General features: G+C 64.0%; 22 protein-coding genes. 19 read left to right on the top strand and 3 right to left on the bottom strand.

What is annotated here, in order from left to right:
* Nucleotides 1-152 precede the first annotated feature (152 nt).
* From C5O79_RS27485 to C5O79_RS27475, 3 genes are all read left to right on the top strand, one after another.
* Complete coding sequence (locus C5O79_RS27485) at nt 153-737, top strand: hypothetical protein (protein WP_046548309.1); 585 nt, start codon at nt 153-155, stop codon at nt 735-737.
* A 135-nt stretch (nt 738-872) separates the two neighbouring features.
* Nucleotides 873-2270: a sigma-54 dependent transcriptional regulator gene (locus C5O79_RS27480; RefSeq protein WP_047851015.1), complete on the top strand. Its 1398-nt coding sequence runs from the start codon at nt 873-875 to the stop codon at nt 2268-2270.
* 133 nt (nt 2271-2403) lie between these two features.
* The gene (locus tag C5O79_RS27475; RefSeq protein WP_046548308.1) at nt 2404-2910 is read left to right on the top strand and encodes a hypothetical protein; all 507 of its coding nucleotides are present in this window, start codon (nt 2404-2406) and stop codon (nt 2908-2910) included.
* A 27-nt stretch (nt 2911-2937) separates the two neighbouring features.
* Here the strand turns inward: C5O79_RS27475 and C5O79_RS27470 are convergent, their stop codons facing one another.
* Nucleotides 2938-3432 (bottom strand): hypothetical protein, encoded by a 495-nt coding sequence (locus C5O79_RS27470; protein ID WP_039360941.1) that lies wholly within the window; start codon nt 3430-3432, stop codon nt 2938-2940.
* Nucleotides 3433-3820: 388 nt separating this feature from the next.
* Here C5O79_RS27470 and C5O79_RS27460 point away from each other — a divergent pair, with 388 nt between their 5' ends.
* From C5O79_RS27460 to C5O79_RS27425, 8 genes are all read left to right on the top strand, one after another.
* Entirely contained in the window at nt 3821-4504 is a 684-nt protein-coding gene (locus C5O79_RS27460; RefSeq protein ID WP_122477477.1) for a response regulator transcription factor, read from the top strand.
* On the top strand, nt 4501-4899 hold the full coding sequence (locus C5O79_RS27455) for a hypothetical protein (RefSeq protein ID WP_131931910.1): 399 nt from the start codon (nt 4501-4503) through the stop codon (nt 4897-4899). The genes C5O79_RS27460 and C5O79_RS27455 overlap by 4 nt, the downstream gene beginning before the upstream one ends.
* A gap of 74 nt (nt 4900-4973) precedes the next feature.
* Entirely contained in the window at nt 4974-5243 is a 270-nt protein-coding gene (locus tag C5O79_RS27450) for a hypothetical protein (protein ID WP_131931908.1), read from the top strand.
* A gap of 200 nt (nt 5244-5443) precedes the next feature.
* The gene (locus C5O79_RS27445; protein WP_131931906.1) at nt 5444-8104 is read left to right on the top strand and encodes a type VI secretion system Vgr family protein; all 2661 of its coding nucleotides are present in this window, start codon (nt 5444-5446) and stop codon (nt 8102-8104) included.
* A gap of 25 nt (nt 8105-8129) precedes the next feature.
* Nucleotides 8130-9911: a hypothetical protein gene (locus C5O79_RS27440; protein WP_122476358.1), complete on the top strand. Its 1782-nt coding sequence runs from the start codon at nt 8130-8132 to the stop codon at nt 9909-9911.
* A gap of 96 nt (nt 9912-10007) precedes the next feature.
* Complete coding sequence (locus C5O79_RS27435; protein ID WP_124494867.1) at nt 10008-11228, top strand: T6SS immunity protein Tli4 family protein; 1221 nt, start codon at nt 10008-10010, stop codon at nt 11226-11228.
* A gap of 16 nt (nt 11229-11244) precedes the next feature.
* A complete protein-coding gene (locus tag C5O79_RS27430; RefSeq protein ID WP_122476356.1) occupies nt 11245-11508 on the top strand; it encodes a PAAR domain-containing protein in 264 nt (87 codons plus the stop codon).
* A 115-nt stretch (nt 11509-11623) separates the two neighbouring features.
* On the top strand, nt 11624-11959 hold the full coding sequence (locus C5O79_RS27425; protein WP_226235481.1) for a TrfB-related DNA-binding protein: 336 nt from the start codon (nt 11624-11626) through the stop codon (nt 11957-11959).
* Between the two features lie 75 nt (nt 11960-12034).
* Here the strand turns inward: C5O79_RS27425 and C5O79_RS27420 are convergent, their stop codons facing one another.
* Complete coding sequence (locus C5O79_RS27420) at nt 12035-13588, bottom strand: methyl-accepting chemotaxis protein (RefSeq protein WP_046548307.1); 1554 nt, start codon at nt 13586-13588, stop codon at nt 12035-12037.
* A gap of 247 nt (nt 13589-13835) precedes the next feature.
* Between C5O79_RS27420 and panE the strand changes: the two genes are divergently transcribed.
* The 8 genes from panE (at nt 13836) to C5O79_RS27380 (ending at nt 23087) form a co-directional block, all read left to right on the top strand.
* Nucleotides 13836-14783 (top strand): 2-dehydropantoate 2-reductase, encoded by a 948-nt coding sequence (gene panE / locus C5O79_RS27415; protein WP_122476354.1) that lies wholly within the window; start codon nt 13836-13838, stop codon nt 14781-14783.
* A gap of 228 nt (nt 14784-15011) precedes the next feature.
* A complete protein-coding gene (locus tag C5O79_RS27410) occupies nt 15012-15971 on the top strand; it encodes an AraC family transcriptional regulator (protein WP_122476351.1) in 960 nt (319 codons plus the stop codon).
* Between the two features lie 121 nt (nt 15972-16092).
* Nucleotides 16093-17037, top strand: a complete 945-nt coding sequence (locus C5O79_RS27405) for a substrate-binding domain-containing protein (RefSeq protein ID WP_122476349.1) — start codon at nt 16093-16095, stop codon at nt 17035-17037.
* Between the two features lie 62 nt (nt 17038-17099).
* A complete protein-coding gene (locus C5O79_RS27400) occupies nt 17100-18620 on the top strand; it encodes a sugar ABC transporter ATP-binding protein (RefSeq protein WP_122477472.1) in 1521 nt (506 codons plus the stop codon).
* Nucleotides 18607-19620, top strand: coding sequence for an ABC transporter permease (locus C5O79_RS27395; RefSeq protein WP_046548303.1), 1014 nt, complete (start codon nt 18607-18609; stop codon nt 19618-19620). The genes C5O79_RS27400 and C5O79_RS27395 overlap by 14 nt, the downstream gene beginning before the upstream one ends.
* A gap of 46 nt (nt 19621-19666) precedes the next feature.
* Nucleotides 19667-20755: an alcohol dehydrogenase catalytic domain-containing protein gene (locus C5O79_RS27390; RefSeq protein ID WP_046548302.1), complete on the top strand. Its 1089-nt coding sequence runs from the start codon at nt 19667-19669 to the stop codon at nt 20753-20755.
* 29 nt (nt 20756-20784) lie between these two features.
* Nucleotides 20785-22332 carry an FGGY-family carbohydrate kinase gene (locus C5O79_RS27385; protein ID WP_122476347.1) on the top strand — a complete coding sequence of 516 codons (1548 nt, stop codon included), beginning with the start codon at nt 20785-20787 and terminating at the stop codon, nt 22330-22332.
* The gene (locus C5O79_RS27380; RefSeq protein ID WP_131931902.1) at nt 22329-23087 is read left to right on the top strand and encodes an SDR family oxidoreductase; all 759 of its coding nucleotides are present in this window, start codon (nt 22329-22331) and stop codon (nt 23085-23087) included. Before C5O79_RS27385 ends, C5O79_RS27380 begins: the two co-directional genes overlap by 4 nt.
* A 67-nt stretch (nt 23088-23154) precedes the next feature.
* Here the strand turns inward: C5O79_RS27380 and C5O79_RS38235 are convergent, their stop codons facing one another.
* On the bottom strand, nt 23155-23295 hold the full coding sequence (locus C5O79_RS38235) for a hypothetical protein (protein WP_021158153.1): 141 nt from the start codon (nt 23293-23295) through the stop codon (nt 23155-23157).
* Between the last annotated feature and the right edge of the window lie 181 nt (nt 23296-23476).

Below are 23476 nucleotides of genomic sequence, written 5' to 3'. Positions count from 1 at the left end.
GCGGGTCGGTCTCCCGTGTGACCGGAACACCGGTCGCACGGGAGACGTTCGAATCCGACGCCCGACGGTCGTTTCCTGTTTGACGGGTGTTGATCCCATCCCCGAGGTCAACACCTCTTTTTGCCTGACGAGGATGCAAGGAGGCCTCAATCATGAGGATCTTTTTGGTCGCTCTATTGTTGTACAGCGCACAAGCCGCGGCGCAATCGGTATTTCAGAACCCGGCGGTCTTCGTGATCCTGGGCGAGCAGACCGCCGCGAACGCCGTGAGCGTCCAGCAGGCGCTGTCGACGCTCGGTCGCGCCGACAACACGGCATGCGCGCCGATGATGATGATCGGCGATCCGCAGATGGTCTACATGATGCCGGAGGAAGGTCACGCCCCGTCGTGGCAATCGCCGGTGTACGGCCGTGGCGCACCGTTCGAAGCGCAGAAGGGGCCGACATCGACCGGCAAGACGATCGGCGCGATGCAGCATGCCGAGGACATGCAGACGCAGCCATGGAGCGACGGCAGCGCGATCACGCAGAAGATCGCCGGCGAGTCGAGCGTGTCGGCGGCGGATCGGGTGAGCGGGTGGCAGCGCAACGGGCTCGGCTCGATCGAGACGGCCCCTGCGACGGAGGTGACGGTGAACGGCAAGACCTACCGCGCCTATCGTGACGACCTCAACCGTTCCGCGAAGCCGGTCGTCGAGCCGCAGATCTACACGCAGCGCGTCGTGTTCTGCCGATAACGAAACGTCAATCCGAGGACGGCCCGGCGCTGCGCCGCGGGACCACGATGTCCCGCCCCGCGCGATCCGGCAACGGCCGTTTCGACAACCCATCCAAGCGATGAGGCCATCGTGAACTATTGCTGCCAGATCAGGGTGTCGGGCCCGCAGGATCTCGAACGCGATGCGGGTACGGCGCCGTTCGTTGCCGTCCGGCGCAACCATGTCGTACCGCCGCGACCACTCGTCTACCTGTCGCAGCAGCACGATGCCGCGCTCGTCGACTGCCTCGCGTCACGCGGCTGGGACGTGTGGCGCGCGAAAACCGTTGCGGACGCACTGAATCTCGTCAGGGTGAATCGTCCGCATGCGGGCATCGTCGATTTCGGCAGCTTCGCGTCGCCGGACGTCATGGCGTTCGAGACGCTGCTGCGCGATCCGCGCGTCGGCTGGGTCGCACTCGCCGACCACGAGCGGCTGCGGAATCTTACCGTCGCGCGCCTGATTCGCCACTGCTGCTTCGACTACGTGCGCAATCCGAACGCCTATACGACGATCGGCTATCTGGTCGGCCATGCATACGGAATGCTGAAGCTCGCCGACGGCAGCCCGGATTCCGATGCGGCGCCTCCCGGCGGCACGATGATCGGCTCGTGCGACGCAATGCGCCGGCTGTTCGCGACGATCCGCAAGGTCGCGAACACGGACGCCACCGTCTTCGTCGCCGGCGAATCCGGCACCGGCAAGGAGCTGACGGCGGCGGCGATCCACCAGCAGTCGTTGCGTGCCGACGCGCCGTTCGTCGCGGTGAACTGCGCAGCCATTCCGCCGACGCTGCTGCAGGCCGAACTGTTCGGCCACGAGCGCGGCGCGTTCACGGGCGCACACCAGCGCAAGATCGGCCGGATCGAGGCCGCGCACGGCGGCACGCTGTTTCTCGACGAAATCGGCGACATGCCGTTCGAGAGCCAGGCGAGCCTGCTGCGCTTCCTGCAGGAAGGCACGATCGAGCGGCTCGGCGGACACGCGTCGATTCCGGTGGACGTGCGGATCGTGTCGGCGACCCACGTCGATCTCGAGGCCGCGATGCAGGCGGGGCGGTTCCGTGCCGACCTGTACTACCGCCTGTGCGTGCTGCGCATCGACGAGCCGCCGCTGCGCGCGCGCGGCCGCGACATCATGCTGCTCGCCGACTACGTGCTGCGGCGCTATCGCGACGACAGTTCGTACCGGATTCGCGGCTTCATGCCGTGCGCGATCGAAGCGATCCACAACTACCCATGGCCCGGCAACGTGCGCGAGCTGATCAACCGGATCCGGTTCGCGGTCGTGATGACGAACGGCCCGATGATCTCGGCCTCGGATCTCGAACTGCACCCGTATACGTCGCGGCGGCCGCCGACGCTCGCGGAAGCGCGCCGCCAGGCCGAGCGGCGCGCGATCGAGGAAACGCTGATGCGCCACCGCCACCAGCATGCGGACGTGGCGGTCGAGCTGGGCGTCTCGCGTGCGACGCTGTATCGGCTGATGACCGCGCACGGGCTGCATAGCTGACGCGCTGCGGCAAACCGCCGCTCAAGACCGCGCGATGTCGGCCGTTAAGACAGGAAACGGCCCGTCCGGATCGCCGCTGCAGCCAAGCTGCGCGCGGCCGGCACGCGGCGCATCACGCTTATCCGAGGTTACCGTGGCAGAGTGCAGTCACTGCGGCAGGACGTTCCTGGTCGGCGGGCGGTCGGTCGACGGCCGCCGCTATTGCCGTCCGGCGTGCGCGCAAGCGCATCCGATCGTCGTCGAGGCGGAGCGGGTGCCCGACGCGAAAGTCTGGGAGTACGTGCACGACTGGCGTTACGGGCCGTGCCCGATCTGCGGTCGTGACGACCAGCCGGTCGATGTCCATGCGTCGCATCGCGTCGTGTCGCTGTTGTTCGTCACGCGCTGGGCGACGCGACGCCATGTGTGCTGCCGGCGTTGCGGTCGCAGGAAGCAGGCGGTCGCGCTGCTGGCTTCGGCCGCGTTCGGCTGGTGGGGGGTGCCGTGGGGCCTCGTGCTGACGCCGATCCAGCTCGTGCGCAATGCGCTCGGGCTGGCCGCGCGCGACCCGGCGGTCGCGACGCAGCAGTTCGAACAGCTCGTGCGGCGCAAGCTGGCGGCGCGCAGGCTGCGGCGCGCACGGCAGGGCGCCGGCGCCTGAGCGCGCGGCCCGGCGCGCCGCGTGCGATCAGGCGGCCGGCCGCTCGAAGCCCGATGCGACCCAGCGCTCGGCGCTGGCCTTGTTGAGCTTGAACCCGGCCGACACCTTCGCTTCGGCCAGCAGCTCGCCATACGGATCGAATGCCTTGAGCTGCGCGTACGGCTCGAATTCGTCCGGCACGATGTCGAGCGTCACCGACACATCCTGGTCGTCCTCGCCCTGAACCGTCACTTCCTTGTGCAGCATCGCGCGCCGCTGCTGCTCGTGCCGCATCAGCACCTCGGTCGCGGTTTTCACGAGCGTGCGGAACGCGTTCGCGTCCATCGGCTTCGGGTTCTTCTTGTCTCGGCCCATGGTCCACGGCCCGACGAGCGCGGGCTCGGACTCGCCGTCCTTGATCATCTCGACGGCCCAGCCGTCGTCGTCTTCGTTCTTGATGATGCGGGCCGTCCAGCCGTTGTCGCGCCAGAGGCCGTCTTCGTGGATGGTGGTGTCGTCGGGTTGCAGGTCGGATTCGGTCATGAGGAAAGCGGGGGTACGGTCAACCGGCAAACGGGCGGTGGCGCGCGGCCGGCATCGGCGCGTCGCTCGCCGCCGGTGGCCCGGCGCGGGATGCAAAGGCGTCGATTTTACCTGCTGGCCGATCGCTTGGCCCGCATCGGCCGCCACGCTGGCCATTTGGCCGATGTCCGCAGAGGCTGGCTCCGATGTGTCGGGGCATTCGAACCGGTGCAAATTTCAAACTCGTATGACGTCCCCGACGGTCGATCCCGATGCCGTCCGATATCCCGCCTGAGCACGGCTTCGTAGAATCGATGGTCAGGCTAAAAATATCCTGACCATTCTTTCAACGCCGAACCGGCCGTGCGCATTCCGTGTCGCGCGGCCGATGAACCACCTGGAACTGCGCATGAGGAAATTCAATGTTCGCGTCGTTTTCGCGTACGACTGGCCGTTGACGCTGGCCGGCATCGAGCAGGTTGCGGGCAGCGGCTGTGCGGTCGAGCTCGTCGCGGTGTACCGGAGCGTGGCCGAACTGGTCGCATCGCTCGGCGGTGTCGACTGCGATGTCGTGCTGGTCGACTATGCGATCCGGGCAGACGAGCAGATGGACGGCCTTGCGCTGTTCGACTGGCTGCGGCGCACGCGTCCGAACGTCGGGATCGTCGCGCTGGTCGCGAACGAGAACCCGCTGATCTTCGGGTCGATCCTCGCAATCGGCGGCGTGAGCGTCGTCAGCAAGTTCGACGAGGTCGGCCATATCGTCACGGCCATTCATTCGAGCTACAGCGGCGGGCGCTACCTGTCGCCGCTCGTCAGGCGCGCGGTCGATGCGTCCGGCGAGCGCGGCGAGGTGCCCGTGAAGCTGTCGGCGCGCGAGATCGAGGTCATTCGCCTGTACTTGTCAGGGGTGCCGATCAAGACGATCGCGCAGCGTCTGAGCAAGGGCAAGCAGACGGTCAGCGCACAGAAGATCAGTGCGATGAAGAAGCTTGGTGTGAGCAACGACGTCGAGCTGATCCAGCGGGCGGCGGGGTTGGGGCTTGGTGGGGCGACGACTCGAGTGAGCGTGGGAGGGAGTGACGGAATATGAAGAGTGACGTGATGTGCAAAGTAGGAATGGATGTAGGTCCGTATTCGTCGCTTGATCTGCAAGACCTTATCGGGAAGTCCCGAACTGCTGGGCTTGCGATCGGCAACGTCGTCGCTCTACATCAACTGATTCAGTGGTTGAGAGACGAGTGCCAGAAGTACGAAGGCGAATTCAGCCATGTGAACGATGAAACAATGCTAAAGGGGTCAATCGCCGCACTCCGTATGGCGATCACGCATTTCGACAATCAACTGGATTCTTCTACCGATGCAATGGTTTGCCCTGTCCAAGGCGCGATCGGAATCATGGTTGAGAAAGGTGTCGTTGAGATGAGCGACGTGGAGACGATTCGTGAGTCACTGTTGCTAATCAATCCTCGGTCGTGCACGAGATGAGGTGTACCCCTTGCGACTTGCCTCCGAACAAACTCTCAAGCTACGCGATCAACTTGGGTGATTCTCGAGCTTTCTTGGAAGAGATCGTCCATTTTTGCGCGCCGCGCTATCGCGCCTATAAAGCTGGGATCGACAGGAATTACCTCAACAGAATCAAGTTATGCGCGATCTACGTGCGCATTGCGCCTACGGAATGGGCGAAGCGTGTCGGCATTGGAGGCATCAGCCTGCTATCGCCGTTCGGGAATGTCGCTGCGCTTGAATCGTTTATCTGGCGGTGCCCCGGACCGCAGCACCACCACGGCGGGTTTTCGTTCTGGGTAATCGAAAAGCAAACCGGATAAGTCCGATTTTAACGAGCACGGGGACAGTACGTCGCACCTGGTCAAATCGCGAACGTTCGTTGACACAAACGAATGGCATATGTAATGTCGCGTTAAATATTCTGTAGGCCAATGGGCGGTGTTCCGACGCTCGGTGCGCCTGCGCATCGCCCCCGGGGATTTGGGGCAGGGCCCTCGCTACCTGAGAACGATTAAGAACAATGAATCCGACCGATATTGTCCGCGCCGTCGCGTCGCAGTTTCCGAACTTCAGTCGATTACTGTCAGGCTTCACGCAGTCACGGCGTTTGTTGCAAGTCAAATTCGCGTCGTCAATGGGGTTGCCTGGCGATGCGATCTTGGCGCATCAACTGACGGCCAGCGAAGGCATTTGCGAACCGCTCAGGCTCACGCTTCAGGCACTGTCGAGCGATGTGTCGATGCCGCTTAAGGTATTCATCGGTGCGCCGATTGCGTTTCAGGTGGGCGACATAGCCGGGGTTGAACGAACCATTTGCGCAATCGTTTGCGAAGCTCGACAACTTGCGTCTGATGGCGGGTTCGTTCTCTACGAATTCGTGTGTACCGATGCCCTTTCATTGCTCGATCGCCGCGTGACATGGCGAGTTTTCCGCGATATGTCGATTGTGGACGTAACTCACACGATCATTCAGGATCACACAAGCCGAAATCAGGTGATCGGCGCGGCGTTCCGCCTCGATGCAAGCGCGCTCGGCACGTACCCCCGACGTGAATTCATGATGCAGGCTCAAGAGAGCGACCTTGCGTTCGTGACGCGCTTGTGGCGACGCGAAGGTATCAGTTGGTTCTTCACGCACGCGATCGAAAATGGCGCGCCGATCCACACGTTGCATCTTGTGGATAGTGCTGGCGTCTGGAAGACGAACCCGGCGGGACGTGTCCGGTTCCATCGGCCCGACGCTACCGAACCAGATGACACGATTTTCGAATGGGAAGCCTACCGTGAGATTGCGCCGGGCGCGGTCATGGCTGCATCGCACGACTACCAAATCGCGGGCGTGCAACAGGTAGATGCCGCGACCGCACAGGACCAGAGGGAGCATGGTAAAGCGCTTGCCGCGACGCTGACCGAATATAGCTACGACTCGCCGCATATTGCCGATACGCGCGAACACTACGAACAGGTTCTGGAGCGGCGCCAACTTGCACTTGCACAGAACGCGAAACACTTCGCCGGGCGGAGTGTTGTTCGCGCGTTTGTCGGCGGTGCGGGCACTGTGTTCTCGCTGTCCGGTCATCCGGAAATCGACGGCCACGCCGCCGAAGAGCGGCGGTTCGTGCTGACGCGGATCGAAACCCGGGTGCGGAATACGCTTCTTCCGAACTCGCCCGGCAAGGGGCGATTCGCGATCGAAGAAGATAGCCCGATCCTCAATCGGTTTGAGTGCGTGCGAGCATCGACGCGGATCGTGCCGACGTGGGACGCATCCAGCGTTCCGTCTGTCGGGCCGATCAGCGCGCGCGTAGTCGGTAATGGTGAAGTCGATGTTGATCAGTACGGCCGCATTGGCGTGCAATTCCTGTTCGCGCGGACCGATGACCATCCTAGCAATGGGGCGAGCGGTACGCTTCGCGATTCGGCCCGCGTGCGTGTCGCGCAGCCGTGGGCGGACGCACAATCGGGTACGGCTTTCTGGCCACGTGTCGGCTCTGAAGTGCTCGTTCTTTTCATGCAGAACGATCCCGATAAGCCGATCGTCGTAGCAAATCTGTTCGACGCGCGGCATGCGCCTGTGCAATTCTCCAGTGCCGGCAATCTGCCTGACAATTCGCCGCTATATGGCATCCGCTCGAAGGAAATCGGTGGGCTCGGGTATGGGGAGTTGCAATTCGATGATACGACGGCGCAAACAAAGACGAAGCTATCTTCGGAACACGGGAAGACTCAACTCAATCAAGGCTGGATCGGTCATCCCCGCGACAAGGGCGTGTCGGAGAAGCGCGGTGAAGGCTTCGAACTTCGCACCGATCTAGCGGGTGCGATCCGTGCTGCACGCGGCATGCTGCTTTCGACCGACGCCCGTAACGGGGCAAAGGGGCAAGTGCTGGATCGTGCCGAACTGGTCGGCCAGTTGGAGCTTGCCTTGTCGATCGCCAAGAACCTGAGCGAACTGTCGTCAACTCACGAAGCGTATGAAACGGATACCGGTCCGCAGGACAAGCTAACGAAAGGTATCCGCGAATGGACGGGCGACGGTGGCGCGGCAGCCATCGGCGTGACCGCGCCGGATGGTGTGGCGGTGTCCAGTCCTGCAAACGTCTTGACGGTGGCCGGCGGTCACGTCGAATCTGTCGCGGCGCAGGATGCGAACATAAGCGCCGGCCGGCGCATTCTGATGCGCGCGGCACAGGGGCTTTCAGCATTCGCGAGGGCGGGGATGAAGTTGATTGTCGGATCCGGGGATTTGACGATACAGGCGCACCAAGGCAAGGGCGAAATCGGCACGTCCGAAAGCCTCCATATCTATTCGCTGCAAAAGCTGATTCTCGAAGCGCCGGAACTCGAGCTGCGAACCAACGGCGCGGTCATCAAACTTGCGAACGGTAAGATCGTTGAGTCGTCCACTGGCGAACATCGGATCGAATCGAGCGGCTTTGAGGCTGTTACCGGTGGCGGTGGTGCTGTCGATTTGCCGCCCATGCCCGCGTCGTCCACAAAGACAGATGAACAGTTTGCGGCGGTGGGGCGTGGCGGTCGCCCGCGAGTCGGCATCGACCATAAGGTGCTGGATGATGCCGGCGGCGTTCTTGACCAAGGCAAGACGGCCGCGAACGGCACGAACACGCAAACGGTGCGCGACGCAGAGATTCGCCCCGTCACATTCCGCCCATTCAAATGAACTTCGCTACGGGTACAAACAAAACATGACCACTGCTGAATGCAAAGACGATAAGGCGCGCGTGCTGAAGCAGGCACGTCGCCGTGTGCCGTTGCAATTCGATGAGAACGGCGACCCGTATTTTGAAAGCGTGACCAGTCCGGAGTCGTTCCCGGTGCGGGCGCTGTGTCAGCTTCCGCCACCGCACGTTATCCCCGTCATCTTCGTTCCCGGCATCATGGGGACGCTTCTATGTGGCAACGAGAAATCGGGTGGCAAAGACGTAAAGGCATGGTATCCGCCGAACGGAATCGGGGAAAGTTTGGGTGAAGTACTTCGTCGCCTCTTGCAATCTGCGGCCGAACGTCAGAAGCAAATGGGACCGGATGTTGTGCAAGTTGATAATAGCGGGCCGGTGAAAATACCGAAGGGTCTTTATACCCTTACCGAAAAGGAAGCCAAACGGCGCGGATGGGGCGAAGTGCACCTTGGAAGTTATGGCTCGTTTCTTGCCGAACTCGAACTCGCACTGAACGATCAGTATTTGGATGCGGAGAATATTTCCGACGATCCCAAGCCCATGCCGATTTGGCAGGTTGCACAGACGTTTGAGCGTGTTACGAAGAAGGAAACGATCGATGTTCGAAAGGCATGGAATCCGGTAGGCGCGACGATCGAGCCGCTGACGCGTGATGAATTCATGCACCTTGACGATTACTACTACCCTGTATGGGCGTGTGGATACAATTGGCTGGCGTCAAATGGGGATTCAGCCGATCAATTGATTAAGCGGATCGACGAGATATTGACCTACTACAGCAAGGGGCAATATTGGAAATCAACTGGGAAAGTAATTATCGTTACCCATTCAATGGGTGGATTGGTGGGGCGCCGTGCTGCGCAGAAGCTTGCCGGGATGGGGGACGGAACAAGGGAAAAAGCGGGTGCCGGGACCATCTTAGGCGTTGTGCATGGGGTCCAGCCCGTAGGCGGCGCGCCGATCGTCTATCGAAGGTTTCGCGCAGGGACGGAAGTGCACGGGTTCGATCCTATGTCGGCTGGGCTCGCCGTAGTGGTTGGATGGAGCGCGGCCACGATCACGTGCGTGATGGCGAATTCCCCCGGCCCGCTGGAACTGCTTCCGACGAAGCACTATGAGCCCGGATGGTTGAGATTCAAGCGCGTTGCATACGGGAAGCAGGTGCCCGCGATGCCACCGCTTCCGATTGGCGATCCGTACGCGGAGATTTACTCGAAGACCACCAGCGACGCGTGGTGGGGAATGATTGATCCGAAGCTTATCAATCCGGCCCAACTTGATAAAGAAGATGGGGAGAGTGAATCGGTAACACTCGATCGAGATTTAAATAATTATAGGAATAATTTGCTGACGGCGAATAATTTCCATGGTGATCTTGGTTTGTACTGTCATGCAACGACGTATGCTTACTACGGTGCAGACAAAAACCAAGTTTCTTATGGAAGCGTTACGTGGTCAACCAAGAACGACGTTGGGGCCGACTTTGAGTCGGCGCTAAGTGGTATGGCGACAAAAAATTACAACCTCCAGGGAAAGGTTACACTGGCTCACAATGAACAAAGCGCAGTATTTCGACTTGAGGAAGGCAAGCCCGGGGATAGTGAGAGTGCGGGCGATGGTACGGTGCCAGTAGGCTCCGGGCAATTGATAGCTGAGAGCGGAGAATCGCCTATTGTGTTTCGCATGGATGGGTTTGACCATCAATATAGCTACAACAATGAAAATGTGCGTGATTGTGTTATGTATTGTATCGGCAAGATCGTTCAGCTCGCGCCTGCTGTCGATTGATGAACATTGGAGAATGATTCGCATATGAGGCTGATGCTTTGGTTTGTTATCGGTGTTTTAATTTCCTCTTCCGCATGCGCGGCTGGCGAGAGTGGCATGACTGACGTGAAAACATATTGTTTCGGACGCTATTTGATAGATGTGCCGGCGGCGCAGCTTAACGGACAGCGTGGTGAGTATATCGTTGGCGCAATTGATTCGAACCCGTCAAAGGAAAATCTTGCAGAGTTTGGGCGAAGAGTTGCCGCTCGAATTGAGGATTATAAGTCGGGGAAGATTCGCAATAAATATGCTTTCGATCGGGAAATCGCCGTCGGTCGCGATGGAATTTTAATATCTTCATCCGCGGATGTGTTCGGGGAAAAGTCTTATGGGCTTGAGGCGTTTAAGTTGGTCGATGGAATATCTTTCCACTTAATGCGTCTACCCCTTATTGAGTCTGACTACACGCGGTTCGTAGGAAAGTTGCATGACGAAATAATTCCGAAGTTGCGCGGACGCGAAGCCGACGAAATTCCGACTCAGCCGGGATTTTGCTTGCGGAACGGGTTCATAGCCGATGATGGAGCAACGCGCCAGAACGAAGCGACCGTAATTTCTTTCAAATTCCCGAAGTCACCGGGTTTATTGGTCATGGTACAAACGATGACCACTCCCCCCGATGAAAAATCTCTGCTTCAGCGCGCGGACGGCGCTTCGATACCGGCGCACCTTGCCGCCGCGTTTGGCGGTGTTCGCACGCTTCGCCGTGGCTCGCATGAAGTCAATGGGCGCGCCGGGGAAGAATTGCTATGGTCCATTCCGGCGGACGGAGGCTATCGGACGCCTCAATTCAGGTGGGAATCACAAGGACCGGGTTTTGAACCGCTTAAGCCGACGATTATTGTTACGCTCGATTGGCAAGGACAAGATCGCCCGAACATGACCGACGAGCAACTTATCAAGCTGTTCGACTCGATCATAAACTCTGTACGTCTTCGTTCGGTGTCGGCGTCCGGTGCAGCGAAAATAAGCGACGCGGGTACGTCGCCGGTTCCGCTGCATTCGATCGTGCGAACAGGCGATGCCTGCCCGCGTAGTGGATGGTGGACCTGCCCCGAGGCGAACGGTCTGTCAGTCGTCGGCGGTAGCCGTCAATACTTCGAACTCGGCGCGATTATGCCGTCGGTCGAAGTGCTGAATCAATCGGGTATTCTGGATCGTGTGTTGGGTCGGGAATCAAAGCACCGCGTCCCGACGACGTGGACGCTTGTGGCTGTCAATGACGTGATGCCGCCTGATTCAACGGACGCGGCCGACGACTACCCGAAAGCCTGACGGAGGATCACGAGCGATGCGTAATGTAATTCGAGTAGGCGACGCAACCGACCACGGCGGGCAAGTCGTGGGTGGCGCATCGAACTTCAAAGTTGATGGTGTCCATGTTGCCCGCAAGGGTGATCCCTGCACTTGCCCGGTCGAAGGCCACCAAGTTTGCTTGATCGCCGAAGGCGATCCGAACTTCATCGTTGAGGGGCGTGAAGTCGCGTTCGATGGACACAAGACAACGTGCGGCGCGACGCTGCGCTCCAGTACGTCAGGATTTGCCAATGCATAAGATGCGTAGACGGGTCGTTATCGCAAGCGTCGCCGCCGTTGGCATGCTTTCGATCGGTGCGTGTGCGCCTCATGTCGGCTTCCGATGATGAACTGATTCATACCGCGATCGCGACATGATGAGGCCGCAACGCCGTATAGCTGCCGAACAGTTCCGCCTGTTGCGGCTGCAAGATACCCGGATCAGCCCCAAGAACCATTGGGCCTTATTCGAAATCTTCGTGAATGGTCGATCCCAGCGCGCACTCGCCGGCGAACTCGGCATGACGCGTTCCGCCATGTCGCAACTCGTTCGGAAAGTGTGGCAGCGGTTTCTGGAGCTACCGGACAACGACACGCGCCTGACTACGGTCACAATCACGATCCCGGCGAAGTATGAAAGCGCGTTGCACGCATGGGTGCGTGATGCTCACCAACGATTACCGCCGCACGATCCATTACCGACGGCTTGACCGAACCTCACGTATAGCGGCAACTGTCGGCCGGGGGGAGGGGGCGGCAAGACGGGCCCTCCCGCCCCCTGAGGATCAAGCCGGCAACGCAAACCGCGTCACCGCATCCCGCAACGCCTCGGCCTGGTCGCGCAGCGAATGCGCGGCGGCCGCGGCCTCCTCGACCAGCGCCGCGTTCTGCTGCGTCACCTGGTCCATCTCGCCCACCGCGCGATTGACCTGCTCGATCCCGGCGCTCTGCTCGCGCGACGCATGGCTGATCTCGTCGAGGATCTCGTTCACGCGCCGCACCGACAGCACGATCTCGGCCATCGTCTCGCCCGCGTGCGTGACGAGCGCCGCGCCTTGCTCGACGGTCTCGTTCGACGAAACGATCAGCGACTTGATCTCCTTCGCGGCCGTCGCCGAACGTTGCGCGAGCGAGCGCACTTCGGCGGCGACCACCGCGAAGCCACGGCCCTGTTCGCCGGCACGCGCAGCCTCGACCGCCGCATTCAGCGCGAGGATGTTGGTCTGGAATGCGATTCCGTCGATCACGCCGATGATGTCGCCGATCTTGTGCGAGCGGTCGGTGATCTCGTTCATCGTGCGCACGACGTCGTCGACCACCGCGCTGCCGCGCGTCGCGACCTGCGCGGCCTGGCCGGCGAGCGACGCGGCCTGCGCGGCGCTGTCCGCGTTCTGTTTCACGTTCGCGGTCATCTGGTCCATGCTCGATGCGGTCTGTACGAGCGCGGCCGCCTGTTCCTCGGTGCGCTGCGACAGGTCCGTGTTGCCGGACGCGATCTCGCTCGCCCCGACGTTGATGTTCTCGGTGCCCATCCGCACGCGCGACACCATGTCGATCAGGCCGCCCTGCATCGTGTGCAGCGCATGCAGCAGGCTGCCGCGATCGTCCTGCTTCACGTTGACGCGCGCGGTCAGGTCGCCCTGCGCGATGCGTTGCGCGGCGTCGAGCGCCACTTCCAGCTCGCCGCCGAGATTCGCGCGCACGCTTTTCAGCACGAGCACCATCACGGCGGTCGCGATCCCGCCGAGCACGGCCGTCATCACGAGCCAGCGGCCGACGCTCTCGAGCACCGCCGAGCGCACGTCGTTCATGTACATGCCGGTCACGAGATACCAGTCCCACGGCGCGAAGCGCTGCACCGCGCTGGTTTTGTCCTGCGGCTTGTCGGCGCCCGGCTTCGGCCACAGATACTCGACGAAGCCCTTGCCGCCTTCCAGGTTGCCGGCCTTCACGATGTCGACGAACAGGTGCTTGCCGTTCGGATCGGTGAAATTCGACACGTCCTTGCCGTTGAGCTCGGACTTGATCGGATGCATCACGATCACCGGCTTCGAGTCGTTGATCGAGATGTAGCCGTCGGCGCCGTGGCGCATCGCGGCGATCGCCTCGAGCGCCTTCTGCTTCGCTTCGGCTTCCGGGAGCGCGTTCTGCTGCGACAGCTTGTAGAAATGGTCGGTCACGCTCGCGGCCTGCGCGACCAGCGACGCGAGCTGTTCGCGGCGATCCGTGATCATCGATGCGCGCGTCTGCCATGCGCCGAGCCCGGCGATCACGAGCAGGCCGAGCCAGAGGATGACGATCATCGAGGCGAGTTTCTGATTCAGGGAAAGGTTGCGCATGGTGTGTGGTCGGTCGTGGAAGCTCGCCGGAACGGCGTGACGGGATAAGTGTCTTGACGGCGTCCGGCGGGCATTACCGTAGACGGGTTATCCCTAGGAACCGGTGCCGTGAACACATGCCTGTCACGACGACAAGGGTATCTATGCATATGCATAACGGGTGTCGCTATACTCACGGGGCGATGGCGTGCGCGCCGCACGTCCGGCTCGGCGGCGCGGCGGCGAATGAAACCGAAAGGAGGCAACGATGCGAATTCTGGTAGTGGGAGCCGGCGCGGTCGGCGGGTATTTCGGCGGCCGGCTGGCTGCGGCGGGGCGCGACGTGACGTTCCTGGTGCGCGACGGCCGCGCGGCCGCGCTGGCGCGCGACGGGCTGCTGATCCGCAGCCCGCGCGGCGACCTGACGCTCGCGAACGTGCAGACCGTGCGCGCGGGCGATGCGGGTGCCGGTGTCGCGCCGTTCGACCTCGTGCTGCTGAGCTGCAAGGCGTACAGCCTTGACGACGCGATTCAGTCGTTCGCCCCGTTCGTCGGCCCGCAGACGCTGATCCTGCCGATGCTCAACGGGATGCGCCATCTCGACGTGCTGCGCGACCGGTTCGGCGCCGCCCAGGTGCTCGGCGGGCTGTGCGTGATCGCGGCGACGCTCGATCGCGAGCAGCGTATCGTGCACCTCAACGACACGCACGGGGTCACCTTCGGCGAACTCGCGGGCGGCGAATCGCCGCGCGTGCGCGCGGTGGCCGATGTGCTCGGCGGCGCGGGATTCGATGCGACGCTCAGCGACAACGTGGCCGCGCGGATGTGGGAAAAATGGGTGTTCCTCGCGACGCTCGCCGCGAGCACGTCGCTGTTCCGCGGCTCGGTGGGCGACATTCTCGCCGCGCCGGACGGCCGTCGCCTGCTGGAGACGATGCTCGGCGAATGCAGCGCGATTGCCGAGCACAACGGCCACCGGCCCGACCCGGCCGCCATCGAGCGGATGCAGCGGATGGTGCTGACGCCGTCACCGTTGACCGCGTCGATGCTGCGCGACGTCGAGAACCATGCGCGCGTCGAAGCCGATCACGTGATCGGTGATCTGCTCGTGCGCCGCGACCCGCAGGCGGCCGATGCGTTGTCGCTGCTGCGGATCGCGTACAACCACCTGAAAGCATACGAAGTGCGAACGGCGCGCGAGCACGCGGCCGCGTAAGCACCGGAGCGGTCGGCCGCCCGGCCGTTCCGCGCTGCACAAATTTGCCGTCCGGCGCCGTATGTGGTCGGGATGCGCAAAAAAGTATCGGAAATCAGGCGTAAAGTTGGTGGAGCCGGGCGCTCGATCGACCTACATTGCTTCCCATGCGACCGGTCGCGTCGCCGTATGAAATACGCGGCGCGCGCCACGAACCGGCCAGCGAGACATGGGAATGGAGACGCCAACATGATGCACCCCGATCTGGAAGTGGTCGACGTGCGACGCGACGAGTCGTTCAAGGTCTGGTCGCACGGCTATCCGTATCGCACGATCCGCTGGCACTTCCATCCCGAATTCGAACTGCACCTGATCGTCGCGACGCGCGGCAAGTATTTCGTCGGCGACCACATCGGTTCGTTCGGCCCCGGCCATCTCGTGCTGCTCGGCCCGAACCTGCCGCACAACTGGGTCAGCGACATGGCCGAAGGCGAAACCGTCGAGCGCCGCAATCTCGTGATCCAGTTCGACCCTGCGTTCGTGCGCCGTTGCATGGACGCGTTTCCCGAATGCCGCGACGCGCAGGCGCTGCTCGACGATGCGCGGCGCGGGGTCGGCTTCGACGCGGCGACCAGCGCCGCGATCGCGCCGCTGTTCGACGAACTGCTGGCCGCGCGCGGCATGCGCCGCATCGCGCTGTTCATGACGATCCTCGAACGGCTTTGCGGAGCGGCCGAACGCACGCTGCTCGCGAGCCCCGCGTACGACCAGGCCGACGTCACGCCCACGCGGCTCAGCCATGCGCTGTCATACATCGGCAAGAACCTCGCGTCCGAGCTGCGCGAATCCGATCTCGCGCAACTGACGGGGCAGAGCGTCAGCGCGTTCTCGCGTGCGTTCCACCGCCAGACGGGCATGCCGTTCGTGCAGTACGTGAATCGTCTGCGGATTGAGTCCGCGTGCCAGATGCTGCTCGCCGACGACGCGAGCATCACCGATATCTGTTTCCAGGCCGGCTTCAACAACGTGTCGAACTTCAACCGCCAGTTCCGCGCGGTGAAGGGGATGGCGCCGTCCGAATTCCGCGCGCTGCAGCGCCTGAACGCGCGCAGCCGCGAACTCGCGCTGCACGCTGCGCCCACCGGCAATCCGCTGCCGCCGCGTGTCGTCACACCGGGCATCCCGGCGTTCGCACCGCAGCCCGGATGATCGCGGGGCCGCGGCCCGCCTGAATATTCCACACCGTTTCACCCAGCGCAATCGCGTCGCCCACGTCGCGAGGGGCGCGTTCACCCACGAAAAAGCCGCACACATAACCGGAGACACCGTCATGACGCATGCATCGCCCGCTTCATCCCCCCGCCGCGCCGCCCGCATGGCGGCGATTGCCGCGCTCGCCGCCGTGGCCTGGCTGCCCGCCGTCGCCGTGCAGGCCGCGCCGTTGCGCATCGGCATGACGTTCCAGGAGCTGAACAACCCGTATTTCGTGACGATGCAGAAAGCGCTGAACGACGCGGCCGCGTCGATCGGCGCGCAGGTCGTCGTCACCGACGCGCATCACGACGTCAGCAAGCAGGTGAGCGACGTCGAGGACATGCTGCAGAAGAAGATCGACATCCTGCTCGTGAATCCGACTGATTCGACCGGCATCCAGTCGGCGATCACGCAGGCGAAGAAGGCCGGCGCGGTGGTGGTGGCCGTCGATGCGAACGCGAACGGCCCGGTCGATTCGTTCGTCGGCTCGAAGAACTACGACGCGGGCGTGATGTCGTGCGATTACCTCGCGAAAGCGATCGGCGGCAGCGGCGAAGTCGCCATTCTCGACGGCATCCCGGTCGTGCCGATTCTCGAACGTGTGCGCGGCTGCAAGGCCGGGCTCGCGAAATACCCGAACGTGAAGCTGGTGGATACGCAGAACGGCAAGCAGGAGCGCGCGACTGCGTTGTCGGTCACGGAAAACATGATCTCCGCGCATCCGAACCTGAAGGGCATCTTCAGCGTGAACGACGGCGGCGCGATGGGCTCGCTCGCCGCGATCGAGAGCTCGGGCAAGGACATCAAGCTGACGAGCGTCGACGGCGCGCCCGAGGCGGTCGCCGCGATCCAGAAGCCGAATTCGAAGTTCATCGAGACGACCGCGCAGTTCCCGGCCGACCAGGTGCGGATTGCGCTCGGCATCGCGATTGCGCGGAAGTGGGGCGCGACGGTGCCGAAGGCGATTCCCGTCGACGTGAAGGTGGTCGATCGCGGCAACGCGAAGGGCTTCAGCTGGTGAACGACGTGCGATGCGACGCGAAGGGCGGCGGCACGGCCGGCGCTCTTCGCACGGAGAAGCCGATGGACACGATACTCAGGCTCAGCCACATCACGAAGAGCTTTCCGGGCGTGAAGGCGCTGTCCGACATCGATCTGGAGATTGCGCGCGGCGAGATCCACGCGCTGCTCGGCGAGAACGGTGCGGGCAAGTCGACGTTGATGAAGATCCTGTGCGGCATTCATCAGCCGGATGCCGGCACGATCGAGATCGACGGCACCGCCCGCCATTTCGCGGACTATCACGACGCGGTCGCGGCAGGCGTCGGCATCGTGTTCCAGGAATTCAGCCTGATTCCGCACCTCGACGCCGTCGACAACCTGTTCCTCGGCCGCGAGCTGCGCAATCGCTGGGGCGCGCGCGACCGCAAGCGGATGCGTCACGCGGCGGCCGCGATCTTCGCGCGGCTCGGCGTGGCGATCGATCTCGATGCACCGATCCGCGCGCTGTCGGTCGCGCAGCAACAGTTCGTCGAGATCGGCAAGGCGCTGTCGCTCGACGCGCGCATCCTGATCCTCGACGAACCGACCGCCACGCTCACGCCGGCCGAGGCCGAGCACCTGTTCGCGATCATGCGCGAGCTGAAGCGGCAGGGTGTCGCGATGATCTTCATCTCGCATCATCTCGACGAGATTTTCGCGGTGTGCGACCGCATCACGGTGCTGCGCGACGGCCAGTACGTGGCGACGACCGACGTCGCGGGCACGGACGTCGAACAGCTCGTGCGGATGATGGTCGGCCGCCGGATCGAAAGCAGCTTTCCGCCGAAGCCGGCGCGCGCGGCCGATGCACCGCGCGTGCTGGAGGTCAACGAACTGCAGATCGAACGCGGCGGCCCGGTGAACCGCTTCACGCTGCATGCCGGCGAGATCCTCGGCTTCGCCGGGCTGGTCGGCTCGGGCCGCACGGAAACCGCGCTCGCGGTGATCGGCGCGACGCGCGCGCATCGCAAGGACGTGCGCGTGCGCGGCGCGGCCGCGAAGCTCGCCGATCCGGCCGACGCGCTGCGCGCGGGCATCGGCATCCTGCCGGAAAGCCGCAAGACGGAAGGGCTCGTCACGTCGTTCTCGATCCGCGACAACATCTCTCTGAACAACCTCGGCAAGTACCGGTCGATGCGCTGGCTGATCGACCGGCGCGGCGAGGCGCGCACGACGCACGACGTGATGCGGCGCGTCGGCGTGAAGGCGCCGTCGATCCACACCGAGGTCGCGACGCTTTCCGGCGGCAACCAGCAGAAGGTCGTGATCGCGCGCTGGCTCAACCATCACACGTCGGTGCTGATCTTCGACGAGCCGACGCGCGGCATCGACGTCGGCGCGAAAGCCGAAATCTACGGGCTGATGCGCGAACTCACCGCGCGCGGCTACGCCATCATCATGATCTCGTCCGAGCTGCCGGAAATCGTCGGCATGTGCGATCGCGTCGCCGTGTTCCGGCAAGGCCGCATCGAGGCGACGCTCGCGGGCGACGAGATCGATCCCGACACGGTCATGACCTATGCCACGGCCGGCACGCGAGGAGCGACCCATGAACCTGCCTGATTCTTCTTCCACGCGTTCCACGACGCTCGCGGCCACCGCCGGAAACGGCGACGCACCGCCGCCACGCGCGATGTGGGCGCAACTGCGGCGCTCGACGCTGTTCTATCCGCTCGTCGGCCTGATCGTCGTGTGCATCGCGATGATGATCGCGAGCCCGAGCTTCCTGTCCGCCGCGAACCTGGAGAACGTGCTGCGCCAGGTGTCGATCAACGCGATCATCGCGGTCGGCATGACCTGCGTGATCCTGACCGGCGGGATCGACCTGTCGGTCGGTTCGGTGATGGCGCTGTCGGGCACGCTCGCGGCCGGCCTGATGGTCGCGGGTGTGAACGCGGTCGCCGCGCTCGCGATCGGCATCGCGGTCGGCCTCGGTTTCGGTTTCCTGAACGGCGTGTTCGTCGCATTCGCGGGGATGCCGCCGATCATCGTCACGCTTGCGACGATGGGCATCGCGCGCGGCCTCGCACTGATCTACACGGGCGGCTATCCGATCGACGGCTTGCCCGACTGGGTCGCGTTCTTCGGCAGCGGCAAGGTGTTCGGCATCCAGGCACCGGTGCTGATCATGCTGGTGGTCTATGCCATCGCGTGGCTGCTGCTCGACCGGATGCCGTTCGGCCGCTACGTGTATGCGATCGGCGGCAACGAGCAGGCGACGCGGCTCACCGGCGTGCGCGTCGCGCGCGTGAAGCTGATCGTCTACACGCTGGCCGGGCTGACGTCGGCGCTCGCCGCGATCGTGCTGACCGGGCGCCTGATGAGCGGGCAGCCGAACGCGGGCGTGGGCTTCGAGCTCGACGCGATCGCGGCCGTCGTGATGGGCGGCACGTCGATCTCCGGCGGGCGCGGCGCGATCCTCGGCACGCTGGTCGGTGCGCTGCTGCTCGGCGTGCTCAACAACGGCCTGAACATGATCGGCGTGAACCCGTATGTGCAGAACGTGATCAAGGGCGGAATCATCCTGCTCGCGATCTACATCAGCCGCGAACGATCGCGGTAACGATTCATTCATCAGTCATCCAGATCATCTACGAAAGAGACTATCCATGACGACACCCGAAGCCCAGCCGCGCATGACCGCGGTCGTCTGCCACGGCCCCGAGGACTATCGCGTCGAACAGGTCGCGAAACCGCACCCCGGCGCGAACGAGCTCGTGATCCGCATCGCCGCATGCGGGATCTGCGCGAGCGACTGCAAGTGCTACACGGGCGCGAAGATGTTCTGGGGCGGCCCGAGCCCGTGGGTGAAGGCGCCCGTGATTCCCGGCCACGAATTCTTCGGCCATGTCGAAGCGCTCGGCGACGGCGCGGCCGGGCATTTCGGCGTGGCGGTGGGCGACCGCGTGATCGCCGAGCAGATCGTGCCGTGCGGCAAGTGCCGCTATTGCAAGTCGGGCCAGTACTGGATGTGCGAAGTGCACAACATCTTCGGCTTCCAGCGCGAGGTGGCCGACGGCGGGATGGCCGAATACATGCGCATTCCGCCGACCGCGATCGTCCACAAGATTCCGCTCGGCGTATCGCTCGAGGATGCCGCGATCATCGAGCCGCTGTCGTGCGCGATCCATACGGTGAACCGCGGCGATGTCCAGCTCGACGATGTGGTCGTGATCGCGGGCGCGGGCCCGCTCGGGCTGATGATGACGCAGGTCGCGCACCTGAAGACGCCGAAGAAGCTCGTCGTGATCGACCTGATCGACGAACGGCTCGAACTCGCACGCGAGTACGGTGCGGACGTGACGATCAACCCGACGCGAGACGACGCGCGCGCGATCGTCAGGTCGCTCACCGACGGCTACGGCTGCGACGTCTACATCGAGACGACCGGCGCGCCGGTCGGCGTGAGCCAGGGGCTCGACCTGATCCGCAAGCTCGGCCGCTTCGTCGAATTCAGCGTGTTCGGCGAGGATGCGACCGTCGACTGGTCGATCATCGGCGACCGCAAGGAGCTCGACGTACGCGGTGCGCACCTGGGGCCGTACTGCTATCCGATCGCGATCGACCTGCTCGCGCGCGGGCTCGTCACGTCGAAAGGCATCGTCACGCACGATTTTGCGCTCGAGGACTGGGACGACGCGATCCGCGTCGCGAAATCGCCCGAATCGATCAAGGTGCTGCTGAAGCCGGCCCGCTGACGGCCGGCGTGCGCGTCAACGGAGACATCATGGAATACGTCATAGGCGTCGACATCGGCACGCAAAGCACCAAGGCGCTGCTCGTCGACCGGCACGGCAGGATCGTCGCGCGGCGCTCGGCCGGCTACCAGCCCGATACGCCGCGCCCGCTGTGGGCCGAGCAATGGCCGCAGGTGTGGTTCGATGCCGTGCTCGCGTGCATCGCGGGCTGCGTGAGCGATGCGCGCGCGCAGGGCGTGCCGTCCGATGCGATCCGCGCGGTGTGCGTGGGCAGCCTGTACGGCGGCTCCGGCATTCCGGTCGACATCTACATGCGGCCGCTTCATCCGTGCCTGATCTGGATGGACCGGCGCGCGACCGCGGAAGTCGACTGGGTCAACGCGAACGTGAACGTCGAGCGGCTGCGCGTGATCACGGGCAACGGCGTCGACAGCTATTACGGCTTCACGAAGATGCTGTGGCTGCGCGACCAGCGGCCGGACGTGTGGGCGAACGTGCGCTACTTCCTGCCGCCGAACGCGTACGTGATCTACCTGCTGACGGGCGAAGTCGCGGTCGATCACAGTTCGGCCGGCAATATCGGCGGCGTATACGACGTCGCGCGCCGCGAGTGGTCCGACGATGCGCTCGACATGCTCGGCATTCCCGCGACGATGATGCCCGAGCGGCTCGTCGAATCGACGGACATCGTCGGCGGGCTGCTGTCGCAATGGACGGAGCAGCTCGGGCTGCCGGCCGGCACGCCCGTCGTCGCGGGCGGCGTCGATGCGGCCGTTGCGACCTTCGCAGCCGGTGCGACACACGCCGGGCAGCACGTCGCGATGATCGGCACCAGCATGTGCTGGGGCTACGTGAGCCGGCACGTCGATGCGCGTCACGGGCTCGTCAGCATGCCGCACGTGTTCAACGGGCAGCGTGACCTGTACGTGTTCGGCGGCGCGATCACGGCCGGCGCGTCGGTCGCCTGGTTTCGCGATCAGTTCTGTCACGCGGAAATCGATGCGGCGCGCCTGCTGCCGCACGGCGATCCGCACGTGCTGCTCGAGGAGGCGGCGGAAAGCGTGCCGCCGGGCGCCGACGGCGTGCTGTTCCTGCCGTACCTGATGGGCGAGCGCAGCCCCGTGTGGGACGCGAAGGCGAGCGGCGCGTTCGTCGGGCTGAGTCTCGCGCATACGCGCGCACACCTGTATCGCGCGGTGCTCGAAGGCGTCGCATTCGCGTTGCGGCACAACATCGAGGCCGGCCGGCAAGGCGCGGCGGCGCTCGACGACCGGCTGATCGTCGTGGGCGGGGCCGCGCATTCGGCGCTATGGATGCAGATCATCGCGGACGTGACGGGCTTCCCGGTGTGGACGATCGAGCAGGACGTCGAAGCCGCGATGGGGGCCGCGTTGCTCGCGGGCGTCGGGGCAGGGCTCGTGTCGAACGACGATGCGCAAGGCGGATGGGTCACGCTCGTCGAGCGTGCACGGCCCGACGTAGAACGCGCGAAAGCATATTCGGCGCGCTTTGCGCTTTATACGGCGCTGTATCCGGCGCTCAAACCGATCATGCACGGGTTGCACACGCCATCATGAAGACACGATTCGATTTCGGCGGTTCGCGGGTGCTCGTCACGGGGGCGTCGAGCGGGATCGGGCGCGCATGCGCGGTCGCACTGGCGCGGGCGGGCGCGCAGGTCGTCGCGGCCGGGCGCGACCTGGCCGCGCTCGATGCGCTGGCCGGCGAGGCCGCGTGCGAGACGATGCGGCTCGATGTCGGTGGAGACGAACATGCGATCGACGCGGCGCTCGCCGCGCACGATGCGTTCGACGGCCTCGTGAATTGCGCGGGGATCGCGTCGCTCGAATCGGCGCTCGAGGTGAGCGCCGCGCATTTCGATCGCGTGATGGCCGTCAATGCGCGCGGCGCGGCGCTCGTTGCTCGGGCCGTCGCACGGAAGATGGTCGCCCGCGACGCGCGCGGCGTCGCGCAGGCGCGGGGCAGCATCGTCAACGTATCGAGCCAGGCCGCGCTCGTCGGGTTGCCCGCGCATCTGAGTTACTGCGCGTCGAAGGCGGCGATGGACGCGATCACGCGCGTGCTGTGCATCGAACTCGGGCCGCACGGCATTCGTGTGAACAGTGTGAACCCGACCGTCACGCTTACGCCGATGGCGCAGTTCGCGTGGAGCGAACCGGAGAAGCGGGCGCCGATGCTGGCCGCGATCCCGCTCGGGCGATTCGCGGAGCCGGACGAGGTCGTCGAACCGATCCTGTTCCTGCTGAGCGATGCGGCGTCGATGGTCAGCGGCGTGTCGCTGCCGATCGACGGCGGGTATACGGCGCGCTAGGCAGCGTCCTGCGTCGATGGCGCATGACGGGTACCCGCGATGAATGCGCGGCCCTGCAGCCCTGCGGCTAAACCGGATCCTTGCTCGGCGGTCCGTCCGGTTGCTGCGGGTTGTCGTGATGGCCGGGCGGCGACGACAGCGGATCGTCTTCCGGGTCGCGGTTCGGGTCGGCCGGTGGCTCGGGCGTCGGGGTCGTGTGATCGGTCATGGTGAACTCGCGCAGTGCGTGACGGCGGTGGCGCGGCAAGGGCGCCTCGTCTCCGTTATAGCCAATCGGGCGTGCGTTTGCAGCGCGATTGTGGCGGCCGGTGGTCTGTCGTCGGTGCAAGCCGCGGATGGGCGGGTTTCGGGCAGGAGCCTGCTGGGCGCGGCGCTTGCGCTGCTTTGCA

Origin of the sequence: Burkholderia sp. SRS-25, from assembly GCF_004343765.1 — a bacterium.
Lineage (GTDB): Bacteria > Pseudomonadota > Gammaproteobacteria > Burkholderiales > Burkholderiaceae > Burkholderia > Burkholderia contaminans.
The sequence above is the reverse complement of the archived record's forward strand: the minus strand, read 5'-3'. Positions and strand labels throughout refer to the sequence as shown.